12 protein-coding genes are annotated in these 15241 nt (G+C 69.1%); 5 read left to right on the forward strand and 7 right to left on the reverse strand.

The genetic code is table 11. From position 1 onward, the window contains the following. The first annotated feature begins 368 nt into the window (after nucleotides 1-368). Both Q0741_RS00410 and Q0741_RS00415 read left to right on the forward strand, forming a co-directional pair. Nucleotides 369-1436, forward strand: a complete 1068-nt coding sequence (locus Q0741_RS00410; RefSeq protein WP_298231226.1) for a porin — start codon at nucleotides 369-371, stop codon at nucleotides 1434-1436. Nucleotides 1437-1562: 126 nt separating this feature from the next. Further along, on the forward strand, nucleotides 1563-2042 hold the full coding sequence (locus Q0741_RS00415; RefSeq protein WP_298231268.1) for an acyl-CoA thioesterase: 480 nt from the start codon (nucleotides 1563-1565) through the stop codon (nucleotides 2040-2042). Nucleotides 2043-2218: 176 nt separating this feature from the next. On the opposite strand, the gene Q0741_RS00420 is transcribed toward Q0741_RS00415, so the two are convergent. From Q0741_RS00420 to Q0741_RS00430, 3 genes are all read right to left on the reverse strand, one after another. Continuing rightward, nucleotides 2219-3607: a nucleobase:cation symporter-2 family protein gene (locus Q0741_RS00420; RefSeq protein WP_298231227.1), complete on the reverse strand. Its 1389-nt coding sequence runs from the start codon at nucleotides 3605-3607 to the stop codon at nucleotides 2219-2221. A gap of 80 nt (nucleotides 3608-3687) precedes the next feature. After that, nucleotides 3688-4905, reverse strand: a complete 1218-nt coding sequence (locus tag Q0741_RS00425) for a urate hydroxylase PuuD (RefSeq protein ID WP_298231228.1) — start codon at nucleotides 4903-4905, stop codon at nucleotides 3688-3690. A gap of 324 nt (nucleotides 4906-5229) precedes the next feature. Next, nucleotides 5230-6072: an urea transporter gene (locus Q0741_RS00430; RefSeq protein ID WP_298231229.1), complete on the reverse strand. Its 843-nt coding sequence runs from the start codon at nucleotides 6070-6072 to the stop codon at nucleotides 5230-5232. Nucleotides 6073-6298: 226 nt separating this feature from the next. Here Q0741_RS00430 and Q0741_RS00435 point away from each other — a divergent pair, with 226 nt between their 5' ends. The 3 genes from Q0741_RS00435 (at nucleotide 6299) to Q0741_RS00445 (ending at nucleotide 10214) form a co-directional block, all read left to right on the forward strand. Beyond that, nucleotides 6299-8050, forward strand: coding sequence for an allantoate amidohydrolase (locus Q0741_RS00435; RefSeq protein WP_298231230.1), 1752 nt, complete (start codon nucleotides 6299-6301; stop codon nucleotides 8048-8050). 142 nt (nucleotides 8051-8192) lie between these two features. Next, on the forward strand, nucleotides 8193-9419 hold the full coding sequence (locus Q0741_RS00440; RefSeq protein ID WP_298231231.1) for an ArgE/DapE family deacylase: 1227 nt from the start codon (nucleotides 8193-8195) through the stop codon (nucleotides 9417-9419). 57 nt (nucleotides 9420-9476) lie between these two features. Then, the gene (locus tag Q0741_RS00445) at nucleotides 9477-10214 is read left to right on the forward strand and encodes a helix-turn-helix domain-containing protein (protein WP_298231232.1); all 738 of its coding nucleotides are present in this window, start codon (nucleotides 9477-9479) and stop codon (nucleotides 10212-10214) included. Between the two features lie 267 nt (nucleotides 10215-10481). Here Q0741_RS00445 and Q0741_RS00450 read toward each other — a convergent pair whose 3' ends face one another. The 4 genes from Q0741_RS00450 to Q0741_RS00465 all read right to left on the reverse strand — a co-directional run bounded on the left by Q0741_RS00450 (nucleotide 10482) and on the right by Q0741_RS00465 (nucleotide 15173). Continuing rightward, nucleotides 10482-11228: a GntR family transcriptional regulator gene (locus Q0741_RS00450; RefSeq protein ID WP_298231233.1), complete on the reverse strand. Its 747-nt coding sequence runs from the start codon at nucleotides 11226-11228 to the stop codon at nucleotides 10482-10484. Nucleotides 11229-11264: 36 nt separating this feature from the next. Beyond that, nucleotides 11265-12020, reverse strand: a complete 756-nt coding sequence (locus tag Q0741_RS00455; RefSeq protein ID WP_298231234.1) for an aspartate/glutamate racemase family protein — start codon at nucleotides 12018-12020, stop codon at nucleotides 11265-11267. Nucleotides 12021-12034: 14 nt separating this feature from the next. Then, a complete protein-coding gene (locus Q0741_RS00460) occupies nucleotides 12035-13525 on the reverse strand; it encodes an NCS1 family nucleobase:cation symporter-1 (RefSeq protein WP_298231235.1) in 1491 nt (496 codons plus the stop codon). Between the two features lie 364 nt (nucleotides 13526-13889). Beyond that, complete coding sequence (locus Q0741_RS00465; RefSeq protein WP_298231236.1) at nucleotides 13890-15173, reverse strand: glycerate kinase; 1284 nt, start codon at nucleotides 15171-15173, stop codon at nucleotides 13890-13892. Nucleotides 15174-15241 lie beyond the last annotated feature (68 nt).

Here is a 15241-nt window from a genome sequence, read left to right on the forward strand (position 1 = left end):
GCGGCGGGCGCTACGCGCTGTGCACCATGTGCATCGGCGTGGGGCAGGGCATTGCCGTGGTGCTCGAAAGGGTCTGATCCCGCGCGCGCTGCAAGCCAGCGCCAGGGCCGTGCACGGCTGCAGCAGCGCGTGCAGCCGTTGACATGGCCCTGCATCAGCCCTCACGCCGCGCCGCAGGCGCGGTGACGAAGCGCCTGGCCGGGCCGGCGTCGCTGCCGCCTCGCCGCAAGCCCTGACTCTTCAAGCGGCATCTGCCACCGCCGCAGATGAGCCCGCACCTGGACACGCGCCCGTGCCGCGCGTGCTCCAGCAACCGCACGCCACGGGTGCGGTGTCCCTTCAAGCATTCCACTCCAAGGAGACCCCTGATGAAGAAAATCGCCATCGCGATGGCCGTGCTGCCCGCGGCCGCCGCCGTGCAAGCCCAGTCCAGCGTCACGCTCTACGGCCTGGTCGACGCCGGTGTCGAGGTCGTCAACCACGCCAGTGCCATGGGCGGCTCGGTCACGCGGCTGACCTCCGGCGGCCAGAACTCCTCGCGCTGGGGCCTGCGCGGCAGCGAGGACCTCGGTGGCGGGCTCAAGGCGATCTTCCAGCTGGAAAGCGGCATCTCCATCGATACCGGCGCCAACGACAACCCGCTCTTCCGCCGCCAGGCCAACGTGGGCCTGGAAGGCGGCTTCGGCCGGCTGGTCGCCGGGCGCTCCTACACCACGGCCTACGACTTCATCCTGCCCTTCGACCCGATGGGCTATGCGCCGGCCTATTCCTGGGCCACGGCGGCCAGCGGCACCAGCGCGGCAGGGCGCAGCGCCTACGGCATGACGACCGCGTTCGACAACCTCCTGAAGTACCAGGGCACCTTCGGCGGCTTCAAGCTGGGAGCTTCCTACGGCTTCGGCGAGGTGGCGGGCGACAGCAGCGCGGGCCGGCGCTATGCCCTGGGCGTGGGCTACGCCGCGGGGCCGTTGAGCGCCGCCTTGACCGGCGAGCGCGTCAACGCCCCGACGAGCGCGGCGCCGCAGAGCAAGACGACGACCTATCACCTGGGCCTGGGCTGGAAGATCAACAACGCCTTCGCCCTCAAGGGCGGCGCGCGCCACTTCACGCAGGAGCCCGCCGGCGGCGGCACGGAGCTGCGCGCCAACACCTACTGGGCCGGCGTGAACTGGCAGGCCACGCCGGCGCTGGGGGTGACCGCGGCGCTGTACTTCCAGGACCAGCGCAACGTCGCCCCCGAGGCCGACCCGAAGATGCTGGTGCTGCGCGCCAAGTACGCGCTGTCCAAGCGCACGGACCTGTACGCCGTCACGGCCCACGCCCGCGCCAGGAACGGCCAGCCGGTGGGCCTGACGCGCGACGTGAGTCCTCAAGGCGTCACGGGCTTCAGCGACACGCAGACCGGCGTCATGATGGGCGTGCAGCACCGCTTCTGACGACTGCAAGGCCTGGCATGCCCGGACGGAATGCGGCCCGCGGCCAGGGTCGGGCCGCAGTCCAGGCTTTTCGCGGTCGCGATGGCGGATCAGCCGTTGCGATCGCATTTTTTCGTGAGAATCGTTATGGACCTGCCCAGCCACCAGCTCAGCATGACGGTGCTGATGACCCCCGACACCGCCAACTTCTCCGGCAACGTGCACGGGGGCACCATCCTGAAACTGCTGGACCAGGTGGCCTACGCCTGCGCCAGCCGCTACGCCGGGCGCTACGTGGTCACGCTGTCGGTGGACCAGGTGATGTTCCGCCAGCCCATCCACGTCGGCGAGCTCGTCACCTTCCTGGCCAGCGTCAACCACACCGGCACCTCGTCGATGGAGGTGGGCATCAAGGTCATCGCCGAGGACATCCGCAGCCAGGTGGTGCGCCACGTCAACAGCTGCTTCTTCACGATGGTGGCGGTGGACGACGATCGCCGGCCCGTGGCCGTGCCGCCGCTGCGGCCTGCCACACCCGACGAAAAGCGCCGCTTCGAGCAGGCCAGGGTACGGCGCCAGTTGCGGCAGGAACTGGAGCGGCGCTATCAGGACGTGCGCTCGTCCTGACGAAAGGCGCCAGGTCACCGGCCCATTGCATGGTTCATGCATCGGAGGCCACCCGCAATGCCGGCGCCCACGCGCCAAGGGTAATTATGTAAATCTTGTTGCGCTCGCACCGTGTCCCTTGGAGTGAGCCAGGGCCAGCCGGCGGCATCGTGCGCGCGGCCGGCCCGCCGGGGGCATCAATGGGCGTGCGCGCCTTCCTTCGCGTGCTCCCAGCCGTTGTAGATCAGGTTCAGCACCACCGCCGTGACGGCCGCCAGCAGGATGCCGCTGTGCAGCAGCGGCTCCAGCACGTGCGGCATCTTGCTGAAGAACTTGGGCGAGATCTCGGGGATCAGGCCCATGCCGATGCTGATGGCCACGATGTACAGGTTGTGCCGCTTGCCACCGCGGAAGTCCACCGAGTGCAGGATCCGGATGCCCGTGGCCGCCACCATGCCGAACATCACGATGCCGGCGCCGCCGAGCACGAACTGCGGCACCGAGGCCACGACCAGCGCCAGCTTGGGCAGCATGCCCAGCGCCAGCATGATGAAGCCCCCGGCCACGCAGACGTAGCGGCTGCGCACGCCCGTCACGCTCACCAGGCCCACGTTCTGCGAGAACGAGGTGTGCGGGAAGGTGTTGAGAATGCCGCCGATGAGCGTGCCCAGGCCGTCCACGCGCAGGCCGCGGGCGAGGTCTTCCATGCCGACCTTCTTCTGCGTCACGTCGCCCAGCGCGAGGAACATGCCCATCGACTCGATCATCACCACGATCATCACCACGCACATGGTGGCGATCGCAACCAGGTCGAACGTGGGTGCCCCGAACGCGAACGGGACCACCGCGGAAACCCACGGCGCCTCGGCGATGCCGGCGAAGCTCACCTGGCCCAGGGCCAGCGCGATCACGAAGCCGATCACCAGGCCCAGCAGCACCGAGATGTTGGCGAAGAAGCCGCGCACGAAGCGCGTGATCAGCACGATGGACAGCAGCACGACCAGCGCCACGCCGAGGTACAGCGGATCGCCGAAGTTCGGGTTGGCCACGCCGCCGCCGGCCCAGTTGGCGGCCACGCGCACCAGCGACAGGCCGATCGTCGAGATGATCACGCCCGTGACCACCGGCGGAAACAACGGCAGCAGGCGGCTGATGAAGGGGGCGGCAAGCGTGGCGAAGATGCCTGCCGCGATGACCGAGCCGAAGATGCCGGTCAGCCCCAGTGCCGGATTGGCCGCCATGGCCAGCATCGGGCCCACGGCGGCGAAGGTCACGCCCATCATCACCGGCAGCCGGATGCCGAAGCGCCAGAAGCCGATGGCCTGGATCAGCGTCACGATGCCCGAGCACAGCAGGTCGGCGTTGATCAGCAGCGCGATCTGGTCCTTGGGCAGCTTCAGGGCGCCGCCGATGATCAGCGGCACGGCGACCGCGCCTGCGTACATGACGAGCACGTGCTGCAGTCCCAGCACGGCGAGCTTGCCGGCGGGCAGGACCTCGTCGACCGGGTGAACGGGCTGCTTGCCGTCAGCGACGGCGGTTTCAGCCAAGGCGTCGGACGCCTCCAGCGTATTGACAGTGGACATGGGTTTCTCCTGCTCACGGGCGGCCGGCCGAGGTCCGGGCACGGCCGCTTCTGCTACCTGGGGGGTGGTGGGTCAGCGGCTCACTGCGCGTGCGCGCCGGCCTCGAACCAACGGGCGATCAGGGTGCGCTCCGCGTCGGTGATCTGCGTGGTGTTGTTCAGCGGCATGGACTTCTGCACCACGGCCTGCTGGTACACCGCCTGGGCGTTGACGCGGATGAGCTCCGGCGTGTGCAGCGCCACGTTCTTGCTCTGCACCTGGGCGTTGTGGCAGAGGGCGCAGCGCTGCTCGACCACGGCCTGCACCTGCTTGAACTCCACCGGCTGCTGCGGCGCGGCGGCCATGCCGGCATCGCTGCGCGGCGGCGGGGCCAGCCAGAAGGCCATGCCGGCCAGGGCCAGCGTGCCCACCACCGCATGCTCCCAGGGCGTGCGCTTGCCCAGCACGTGGGCCTTGTGGCGCGAGACGAAGCTGTGGCGGATGAGCGCGCCGGCGAGCATCAGCAGCACCAGCACCAGCCAGTTGTTCTTGCCCTGGTACAGCCAGCCGTAGTGGTTGGAGAGCATGGCGATGAGCACCGGCAGCGTGAAGTACGTGTTGTGCACGCTGCGCTGCTTGCCGCGCTGGCCGTGGATCGGGTCCACCGGCTGGCCGGCGCGCAGCTGCGCCACCACCTTGCGCTGGCCCGGGATGATCCAGAAGAACACGTTGGCGCTCATCGTCGTGGCGAGCATGGCGCCCACCAGCAGGAAGGCCGCGCGCCCGGCAAAGAGCTGGCAGGCCAGCCATGAGGCGAAGACCACGAAGGCGACGACGCAGGCGCCGACGACGACATCCCCGTTCTTCCGCTGGCCCAGCGTGCGGCAGATGGCGTCGTAGATCAGCCAGAAGGCGGCGAGGAATCCCAGCGCCGCGCCGATGGCCGCGCCCGGCGACCAGTCGAACACCGACTTGTCCACCAGGAAGGTGCCGGCGTTGAAGAGGTAGAGCACCGTGAACAGCCCGAAGCCCGTGAGCCAGGTCGAGTAGCTCTCCCAGTACGACCAGTGCAGGTTCTCGGGCAGCGGCAGCCACTTGGGCGCCACCATGTACTTGTTGGAGTGGTAGAAGCCGCCGCCGTGCACGGCCCACATCTCGCCGTCCACGCCCTTTTTCTTCAGGTCCCCGTGCGTGGGCGCACTGAGGCTGTTGTCGAGCATGACGAAGTAGAAGGAGGCACCGATCCAGGCAATGGCGGTGATGACGTGGGCCCAGCGCAGCAGCAGGTTGGCCCAGTCAATGAGGTAGGAAACGTCCATTGGTGATACCGCAGGAAGTGCCGGCAGCGTGGCGCTACCGGCTTCTTCCCCTCACCACAGCGGGCTCTGTGAGGAGCGAAGGTCGCAACCTGGGCAAGGCATGAAGTGCTTGCGCGGGCTCCGCGGCGACAATGCCGAAAGTGTATACACCTCAGTATTCATCGCCCTTCGCGTAAACCCCAAGTGACGGGTTCGCAGCGGAATAGCGCCTATTCCACGGGGCATATTCAGGGGCCACCAGTTTTACCAGTGGAAACTGAATGCTGACCGGTTTCACTTCTTGAGCGAAGCTGAAACATTTCAAGTCGTCATCACGACGTGGACTCAAGCGTGCGAACGCGCCAGCGCCCGATGCCACAGCACGGCCCAGGTACAGAGCATGAACGGCGCCGTCAGGGCGGGTATGCCGGCGCGCTGCGCCGCCAGCGACAACAGCGTGGCGCCGGAGGCCGCCACGGCCGTCTGCATCAGCGTGGCGTGCCGGCCCAGGGCCAGCACGCACAGCACGGCGTTGAAGCCCGCCAGGCCCGCCGCCAGTGCGGCGTCCGGCATCTCCATCAGCAACCCGATGAGAAGCGCCAAGCCCGAAGCCGCCAGGGCCTGCAGCGCCAGCCGCGGCGACTCCAGGGCGATCGCGCACAGCACGCACATCGCGGCCGGAACGCTTTGCAGGAACACGACCTGGGCCAGCGCGTGCAGCAAGCCGTCGATCACCACCAGTTCTCCAGGCCCGGGCGCGGGACCCGCGCCGGCCTGGAGCTTCATCGGCGCGAGCACGGCCCAGGCACACCAGAGGGCCAGCACGAAGGGCGCGGTATAGACAGGCAGGGACCAGCGGCGCAACGCCTGCAACGCCAGGCCAATGGCGACGACCGCGCCGAAGACCAGGCTCAGCACCAGCACCGAGGGTTGGAAGAACACGCTGGCCGCCATCGCTGCCAGCGCGGCGTTGTAGCCATGCAGGCCCTGGTGCACGTCCTCCTGCGCCTGGCCGAGCAGCAGCGCAAGGCCGGAGCCCAGGGCGCTGCCCAGCACCGCGGCCGCGGCCAGCGTCGCGGAGGCCTGGAGCAGCCCGCACAGCACCAGCGCGCCAGCGGTGGACGTGCGCAGCAGGAAGATCTGCGCCAGGCCCCGCAGCACGACCTGCAGGGCATTGACGATGGGCATCGAAGGCCTCCACTCGAATCGGTCACTCTTGAAAAATGCCTGCGCTGCAGGGCATTTCGCCCCATTCGCCACGGCTTACCGCGCCTTGGGTACCCGGGCCGACCGCGCGGCGATACCCCTGATCGCGAGTTTTCAATCTTATCTGGCATACGTTTGTGTATACACTTTCAGGCAACTTCTCAGCCGCTTCGGCGTTTCGCATCAACGTCCTTCATCCGGGAAACACATGCTGACTCTCTCCGACCTCAACGCCTCCAGCCAGGCGCAGTTCACCGCCATGCTGGATGGCGTCTACGAGCACTCGCCCTGGATTGCCGAGGCCGCCTGGAACCGGCGCCCCTTCACCACGCTGGCGCAGCTCAAGCGCGCGCTGGTGGAGGAATTGCGCGCGGCCGGGCGCGAGGCGCAGCTTGGCCTCATCCGTGCCCACCCGGAGCTCGCCGGCAAGGCCATGGTCGCCAAGACCCTCACGGCCGAGTCCACACACGAGCAGGGCAAGGCGGGGCTGACGGCCTGCACGCCGGAGGAGTTCGAGAAGCTGCAGCGCCTGAACGCCGACTACAACGCCCGCTTCGGCTGGCCCTTCATCCTGGCCGTGCGCGGCCCGCGCGGCGCGGGGCTGGACAAGCGGCAGATCATCGAGACCTTCGAGCGTCGGCTGGCGAACCACCCGGACTTCGAATTCGCCGAGGCGTTGCGCAACATCCACCGCATCGCGGAGATCCGGCTCAACGACAAGTTCGGTTTCGAGCCGGTCCAGGGCAACCTGGTATGGGACTGGGCCGAGACGCTGGCGCAAGACAGCGACCAGGACGACGCCCTGACGGTGACTTACCTGACCGAGGCGCACCAGGCCTGCGCTCGCCGCCTGGCGACGTGGATGGAACAGGATTGCGGCTTCGACGAGGTGCGCATCGACGCCGTGGGCAACGTGGTGGGCGTCTACCACGGCAGCGACCCGGGCGCGAAGCGGCTGCTCACCGGCAGCCACTACGACACGGTGCGCAACGGCGGCAAGTACGACGGGCGGCTGGGCATCCTGGTGCCCATGGCCTGCGTGCGGCAACTGAAGCTCGCGGGCAAGCGGCTGCCCTTCGGCATCGAGGTCGTGGGCTTCGCGGAAGAGGAAGGCCAGCGCTACAAGGCCACCTTCCTGGGCTCGGGCGCGCTCATCGGGCAGTTCGACAGGGGCTGGCTGGACCAGGTCGATGCCCAGGGCATCTCCATGCGCCAGGCCATGCGGGACGCCGGGCTGTCCATCGAGGACATCGCGTCGCTGCGGCGCAACCCCGCCGACTACCTCGGCTTCGTCGAGGTCCACATCGAGCAGGGCCCGGTGCTGGACGCGCTGGACCTGCCGCTGGGCGTGGTCACTTCCATCAACGGCAGCGTGCGCCTCATGGGCGAGGTCATCGGCCAGGCTAGCCATGCCGGCACCACGCCCATGGGCCAGCGGCGCGACGCGGCCGCGGCGGTGGCGGAGCTGGTGCTGTACCTGGAGCAGCGCGCGGCGCAGGTGCCGGACCTGGTGGGCACGGTGGGCATGCTGGAGGTGCCCAACGGCTCCATCAACGTGGTGCCGGGGCGCTGCCGCTTCAGCCTGGACATCCGCGCCACCACCAACGAGGTGCGCGACGCCTGCCTGGCGGACGTGCGCGCCGAGGCGCAGCGCATCTGCGAGCGCCGCGGCGTGAGCCTGAAGCTGGAAGAGACCATGCGCGCGGCGGCCGCGCCCAGCGCGCCCGAATGGCAGCGGCGCTGGGAGCAGGCCGTGCAGGCGCTGGGCCTGCCGGTGTTCCGCATGCCCAGCGGCGCGGGGCACGACGCGATGAAGCTGCACGAGGCCATGCCGCAGGCGATGCTGTTCCTGCGCGGCGGCAATGCCGGCATCAGCCACAACCCGCTGGAAACCATCACCAGCGACGACGCCGAGCTGTGCGTGCAGGCGTTCAACCAGTTGCTGTCGCAACTGCAGTGAGCCCGGCCGCAAGCCACAACACCGTCATGCCCGCGAAGACGGGCATCCACGCCACACGCGGTGCGGCCCGGCATTCGTGGATTCCCGCCTGCGCGGGAATGACGAATCCGAGCGCCACCGTGACTGCCCTCTAGAGATGACCATGACCACCCCCTACAACCAACTCGACGCCTGGATCGACGCCCACTTCGACGAGGAAGTGCGCTTCCTGCAGGAGATGGTGCGCGTGCCCACCGACACGCCGCCGGGCAACAACGCGCCGCATGCCGAGCGCACCGCGCAGCTGCTCACGGCCTTCGGCTTCGAGGCCGAGAAGCACGCCGTGCCCGCCGATGAAGTGAAGGCCGGCGGCCTGCAGAGCATCACCAACCTCATCGTGCGCCGCCGCTACGGCCAGGGCCGGACCGTGGCGCTCAACGCCCATGGCGACGTGGTGCCGCCCGGCGATGGCTGGACGCACGACCCCTACGGCGGCGAGATCGAGGACGGCAAGCTCTTCGGCCGTGCCGCCGCCGTCAGCAAGAGCGACTTCGCCACCTTCACCTTCGCCGTGCGCGCGCTGGAGGCGCTGGGCGCCCAGCTCAAGGGCGGCGTGGAGCTGCACTTCACCTACGACGAGGAGTTCGGCGGCGAGCTGGGCCCGGGCTGGCTGCTGAAGAACGGCCTGACCAGGCCCGATCTGGCGCTGGCCGCGGGCTTCAGCTACCAGGTGGTTACGGCACACAACGGTTGCCTGCAGATGGAAGTGACGGTGCACGGCAAGATGGCGCACGCCGCCATTCCCGACACCGGCGTCGATGCGCTGCAGGGCGCCGTGCGCATCCTCAACGACCTCTACACGCAGAACCTGCTCTACAAGCAGGTGAGCTCCAAGGTGCCGGGCATCAAGCATCCGTACCTCAACGTGGGCCGCATCGAGGGCGGCACCAACACCAACGTCGTGCCGGGCAAGGTGTCGTTCAAGCTGGACCGCCGCATGATCCCCGAGGAAGATCCGGTGCAGGTCGAGAACGACATCCGTCGCGTGGTCAACGAAGCGGCCGCCGCCTGCCCGGGCATCAGTGTCGAGGTCAAGCGCCTGCTGCTGGCTCGCTCGATGCAGCCCCTGCCCGGCAACGAGCCGCTGGTGCGTGCGCTGCAGCAGCACGGCCGCGCCGTGTTCGGCGAGGAGATTCCCACCTCCGGCACCCCGCTCTACACCGACGTGCGCCTGTACTGCGAGCGCGGCATCCCGGCCGTGATCTACGGCGCCGGCCCGCGCACCGTGCTGGAGAGCCACGCCAAGCGCAACGACGAGCGCGTGGAGCTGGAGGATCTGCGCCGCGCCACCAAGGTGGTGGCGCGGGCGCTGTTCGACCTGCTGCACTGAAGGACCAGCAGCCGAGGTCGGCCTGCCTTCGGCCTTGGCTGTCCAGAGGCGTCCATCATGTCCACCCAGCATCCCTTCGCCGCCCCGGAGCTGGGCAAGGTGCCCTGCTCCGGTTGCCGCCTGCGGGCACTGTGCCTGCCGGCCAACCTGTCGAACTGGGAGCTCGCGCAACTCGACGCCCTGGTGAATGCACAGCGCCCGGTGGCCCGTGGGCAGAGCCTCTTCCGGGCCGGCGACCGCTTCGATTCGCTCTACGCGGTACGCACCGGCTTCTTCAAGACCTGCGCCACGGCCGAGGACGGGCGCGAGCAGGTCACGGGCTTCCAGATGCCGGGCGATCTCCTGGGCCTCGCCGCCCTCGATGCCGGGCGGCATGCGGTGGACGCCGTGGCCCTGGAGGACGCCCAGGTCTGCGTGATTCCCTTCGATTCCCTGGAAGCCCCCTCGCCCGGCGCGCACGTGTTGCAGCGCCAGCTGCTGAAAGCCATGAGCCGCCTGATCGTGCGCGACCACGGCGTGATGCTCCTGCTGGGCAGCATGCGCGCCGGGCAGCGCCTCGCGGCCTTCCTGCTCAACCTGGCGCAGCGGCTGCAGGCGCTGGGCTACTCGGGCTCCGCCCTCGTGCTGCGCATGACGCGCGAGGAGATCGGGAGCTACCTGGGCATGAAGGAAGAGACGGTCAGCCGCACCTTCACCGGCTTGCAGGAGCAAGGGCTGCTGGAGGTCAGGCAGCGGGAGCTGCGCATCCTGGACGTTGCCGGGCTGCAAAGGCGGGCCAGCGGCGACGTGGGCTGAAGATCCGCTTCGCCATCCCCGCGCAGGCGCACTACTGTCCTGTCCGGGGAAAGTCGAAGCGTTTCTGCGGGACGAAGCACGGGAGGCTGCCCTTCTACTTCGTCATTCCCGCGAAGGCGGGAATCCAGGCGGCCCCACATCAGCGCGAAGCCTGGGCGCTGCGAACCAGGACCCAAGCCCCGGCGCTCAACCCAATCGGCTTGCGGCGGCTTGGGTGCCGCCTGGGCTCCCGGTGACGAAGTTTGCTGTTGCTGTCGGGCGCTGAAATCAGCTCAACAGCGCCTTCACCAGGTCCAGCTGCCGGTCCGGCGCGCTGCCGTCGAGCCGCAGGTTGGCTTCCACGCGCAACAGGTGCTCGTTCATGCAGGCCACGGCCACGTTGGCATCGCCGCTGCGGCAGGCCTTGAGCAGGTCCTGGTGCTCGTCCGAGGAACAGTGGGGATCGTTGGTGGACTGGTAGAGCATCGCGATGAGCGAGCTGCGGGCCACCATCTCGCGCACCAGCTCGGCCAGCGTGGCGTTGCCCGCGCACTCGGCCAGCACCACGTGGAAGTCGCCCAGCAGCTTCTCGCGCGCGCTGCCGCTGGTGGGCGGCTCCAGGGTGCTGCGCTCGATCTTGATGTGCTGCTCCAGCAGCGCGAAGTCGCGCGGCTTGGCCTGGGCCACGAACAGCCGCACCACCTCGGCTTCCAGCACGCGCCGCACCGCGAACACTTCGCGCGCTTCCTGCACGCTGGGCTTGCTCACGAAGGCGCCCTTGTCCGGGACGATCTGGATCAGCTTGTCGCGCGAGAGCGTGAGCAGCGCGGCGCGGATCTTGGTGCGGCTCACGCCGTAGACCCGCCCCAGCGCTTCTTCGCGCAAGCGGGTGCCGGGCGGCAACCGCTTGTCAACGATCGCCGCGGCGAGGTCGCGGGCGATCTCATCGGCGCTGGCGCCGCGGCTTTCGGGCAGGTCTTCTTCGGTGGCGGAGGCGGCCACCTCGTCGGGAACGGGGCGCTTGCTACGAGGCATGGCCCGATTCTAGGCAAGCGCCCTTCCCGCTTCGCTTCAGGCCGCGCGCAACTCGGCCGGCTGCAGGCTGAACTCCTTGAGCAGCCCCAGCATGGGCTTGGCCGGCGGCCGGGCCAGCTCGCCGCGCTTGCCGGTGCGCAGGCCCAACACCGCCAGCGATTCCACCAGCTGCGTGGCGGCGGCCACGCCATCGACCACCGGCACGCCCAGGCTGTCGGAGATGTCGCGGCACAGGTCCGTCATGCCGGCGCAGCCCAGCACGATCACGTCCGAGCCGTCCTCGTCCAGCGCCCGCCGGCACTCGTCGAGGATGCGCCTGCGCGCATCGGAGCCGGGATGCTCCAGCTCCAGCACCGGCAGCTCACAGGCGCGCACGTTGGCGCAGAAGCGCTTCATGCCGTAGCGCTCGGCCAGGTGCCAGGCGATGCCGCTGGTGCGCGCCAGCGTCGTCACCACGCTGAAGGAGCTGCCCACGAGGCTGGCCATGTGCATCGCCGCCTCGGCGATGCCGACCACCGGCGCGCGGGCCAGCTCGCGGGCGGCCTGCAGGCCCGGGTCGCCGAAGCAGGCGATGACGTAACCATCCATGCCGGCGCGCTCGCCCGCCGCGATCTCCTGCAGCAGGCCCGGCACGGCCAGCGCCTCGTCGTAATGGCTCTCGATGGATACCGGCCCCATGGCGGGGCTCACCGCCACGATCTCGGTGCCAGGCCGGGCCACCGCGCGCGCGCACTGGCCGATCTTGGCCGTCATGCTGGCGGTGGTGTTGGGGTTGATGATCTTGATCTTCATGGCTTCACGAGGGGTCAGCGCTGCTTGGTGTTGAGGAGGGCGTAGAACACGAAGCCCAGCGCGGTGCTGATGAACCAGGCGTAGTTGGCCGCGCCGCGCCAGGAGGGAATGAGCACGCACAGCATCGGGATCAGCGCCGCGGGCACCAGGGCGGCAATGGCCTTGCGGTTGTAGCCGCCGCTGAACCAGTAGCGGCCCGACGGGCTGAGCGTGTAGAGGTCATCGACCTTCACGTCCTGCTTCTTCACCAGGTAGTAGTCGGCGATCAGGATCCCGAACAGCGGGCCGATGAAGGCACCCAGGACGTCCAGCGTGTAGTGGATGACCTCGGGGTTGTTGTAGAGGTTCCAGGGCGTGATGAACACCGAGCCCACCGCGGCGATCATCCCGCCGGTGCGCCAGCTGATCTTCTGCGGGTTGACGTTGGAGAAGTCGAAGGCCGGCGAGACGAAGTTGGCGACGATGTTGATGCCGATGGTGGCGACCATGAAGGTCAGCGCGCCCAGCACGACGGCGGTGGTGCTGTCGATCTTGCTGACGGTGTGCACCGGGTCGGTGATCAGCTCGCCGAACACCGGCAGCGTGGCGGCGGTGGTGACCACGGTCAGCAGCGAGAAGAACAGGAAGTTGACCGGCAGGCCCCAGAAGTTGCCCTTCTTCACCGCGTCGAAGCTCTTGCCGTAGCGGGAGAAGTCGCCGAAGTTGAGCATCGGGCCGCTGAAGTAGTTCACCACCAGCGCGATGGCCGAGAGCATCACCGGCAGCGCATCCCAGCCTTCGAACTTCACGCCGCCGAGGTTCATGTTGATGTTGTCCCAACCGGCCTTCCACACCAGCCAGCCGCACAGGACGCCCATCACGACGTAGACGGCGGGGCCGGCCCAGTCGATGAACTTGCGGATCGACTCCATGCCGTGCCAGAACACGAAAGCCTGCAGGACCCACATCACCATGAAGGCCACCCAGCCCAGCGCGGACAGGCCGACAAAGCCGTGCTGCTGCACGTCGGCATAAGGCGCGAGGTTGGGATAGAAGTGCAGCGCCAGCACCATGAAGGCGGCCGAGGCCAGGTAGGTCTGGATGCCGTACCAGGCCACCGCGATGAGGCCTCGGATGATGGCCGGGATGTTGGCGCCCAGCACGCCGAAGGAGGCACGGCAGATCACCGGGTAGGGCGTGCCGGTGACCTGGCTGGGCTTGGCCACCAAGTTGCAGAAGAACTGCACGATGCAGATGCCCACCAGCAGCGCCACCAGCACCTGCCAGCTGGACAGGCCCAGCGCGAACAGGCTGCCGGCGGTGATGTAGCCGCCCACGCTGTGCACGTCCGACATCCAGAACGCAAAGATGTTGTATTGCCCCCAGGTCTGCTTCTTCAGCGGGGCCAGGTCCTCGTTGGTCAACCGGGGGTCGTAGCCCGGCTTGATCAGGGCGTTGGACTCCTCGTGGCCATGCGCCGGTGCGGCACCGGTGCCCACGGCCAGCTCAGTAACGACAGTGCTCATGCTTTCTCCATTGGTGGGTCGTGCACGTCTCGCGACGTTCCAGGGTCCACGGGCTCGGGCCGTGTCCGGCCTTCCCGTTTTTTCGTGTCCTTGTTTTGTATACAAAGATAGTGCACGTTCTGCGTTACGTCACGTCCCTGTGCGGAGGTGTTTTCCCTGATGGCAGCGGTTGGGCAGGTCGGCGGCAGGCGTGGCAGCGCCCGTCAGGGGCCGATTCGCCCCCCGCGCTCAGGGGGCGCCGGGCCGGAAGCCTCGGCGATGCGGCGCGCGCGCCCAAAAGCAAAACGGCGCGGCAATGGACCGCGGCTCGGGGCCGCAGGCCATTGCCGCGCCGTGGAGGCGTGGCGGTTCGCGCGGTGCGCGGCTACAGGATCAGCAGCGCACGGAAGTCGTTGACGTTGGTGAAGGTGGGGCCTGGGCTCACCAAGTCGCCCAGGCCGGCGAAGAAGCTGTAGGCGTCGTTGCGGTCGAGGAAGGCGCGGGCATCCAGGCCCGCCGCGCGGGCGCGCGCCAGCGTGTCGGGCGTGACGATGGCGCCGGCGTTGTCCTCCACGCCGTCGATGCCGTCGGTATCCGCCGCCAGCACCCACAGCCGCTCCTGCGCCTGCAGCGCGAGGGCGCAGCCCAGCAGGAACTCGGTGGCCCGCCCTCCCCGTCCGCCCTTGGACTTGACGGTCACGGTGGTCTCGCCGCCGGACAGGATCACGCAGGGCCTGGAGAAGGGCTCGCCGCGCCGCGCCACCGCGCGCGCCAGGGCCGCGTGCACCTTGCCCACCTCGCGGCTCTCGCCCTCGATCTCGTCGGACAGGATGTGCGCTTCCACGCCCTGCGCGCGCGCCAGTTGCGCGGCGGCCTCCAGGCTCTGCTGCGGCGTGGCGATGAGGTGCAGCGCGTGGCCGTCGAAGCAGGGATCGCCCGGCGCCGGCGTCTCGAAGGCGCCGCTCTCCAGCCCGGCGCGCGCGGCCGGCGGCAGCTCGATGCCGTAGCGCTCCAGGATCGCCAGCGCGTCGGCGCAGCGGGTGGCGTCTGGCACCGTGGGACCGCTGGCGATGACGGCCGGGTCGTCGCCGGGCACGTCGGAGATCGCCAGCGTCAGCACCCGCGCCGGCGCGCACATCGCGGCCAGCCGCCCGCCCTTCACGGCGGAAAGATGCTTTCGCACACAGTTCATCTCGTCGATCGAGGCGCCGCTGCGCAGCAGCGCGCGGTTGATCGCCTGCTTGTCCTGCAGCGACAGGCCCTCGGCCGGCAGGCTCAGCAGCGCGGAGCCGCCGCCGGAGATCAGGCACAGCACCAGGTCGTCGGCCGTCAGCCCGCGCGTGAGCTCGACGATGCGCCGCGTCGCCTGCAGCCCGGCATCGTCCGGCACCGGATGCGCCGCCTCCACCACCTCGATGCGGCCGGGCCGCGCCGCATAGGCGGGCGGCACATGGCCGTAGCGGGTGATCACCAGGCCGGAGAGCGGCGCGTCGGCCGGCCACAGCGCATCCACCGCCGCCGCCATCGCGCCGCCCGCCTTGCCCGCGCCCAGTACCAGCGTGCGGCCCCGGGGCGGCCCGGGCAGGTGCGCGGCAATGTTCTCCGCGGGCAGCGCGCGGGCCACGGCGGCGTCGAAGAGGGAACGGAGGAAGGCGCGGGGGTCTTGCATGGGGGTCTCTCAAAGTTTCTTTGGGGTAACCGCGAGCTCGTGCGCACCGCACCCCGCTTCGTCATTCC

The organism is uncultured Azohydromonas sp., assembly GCF_937926365.1.
Classification (GTDB): Bacteria; Pseudomonadota; Gammaproteobacteria; order Burkholderiales; family Burkholderiaceae_C; genus Azohydromonas.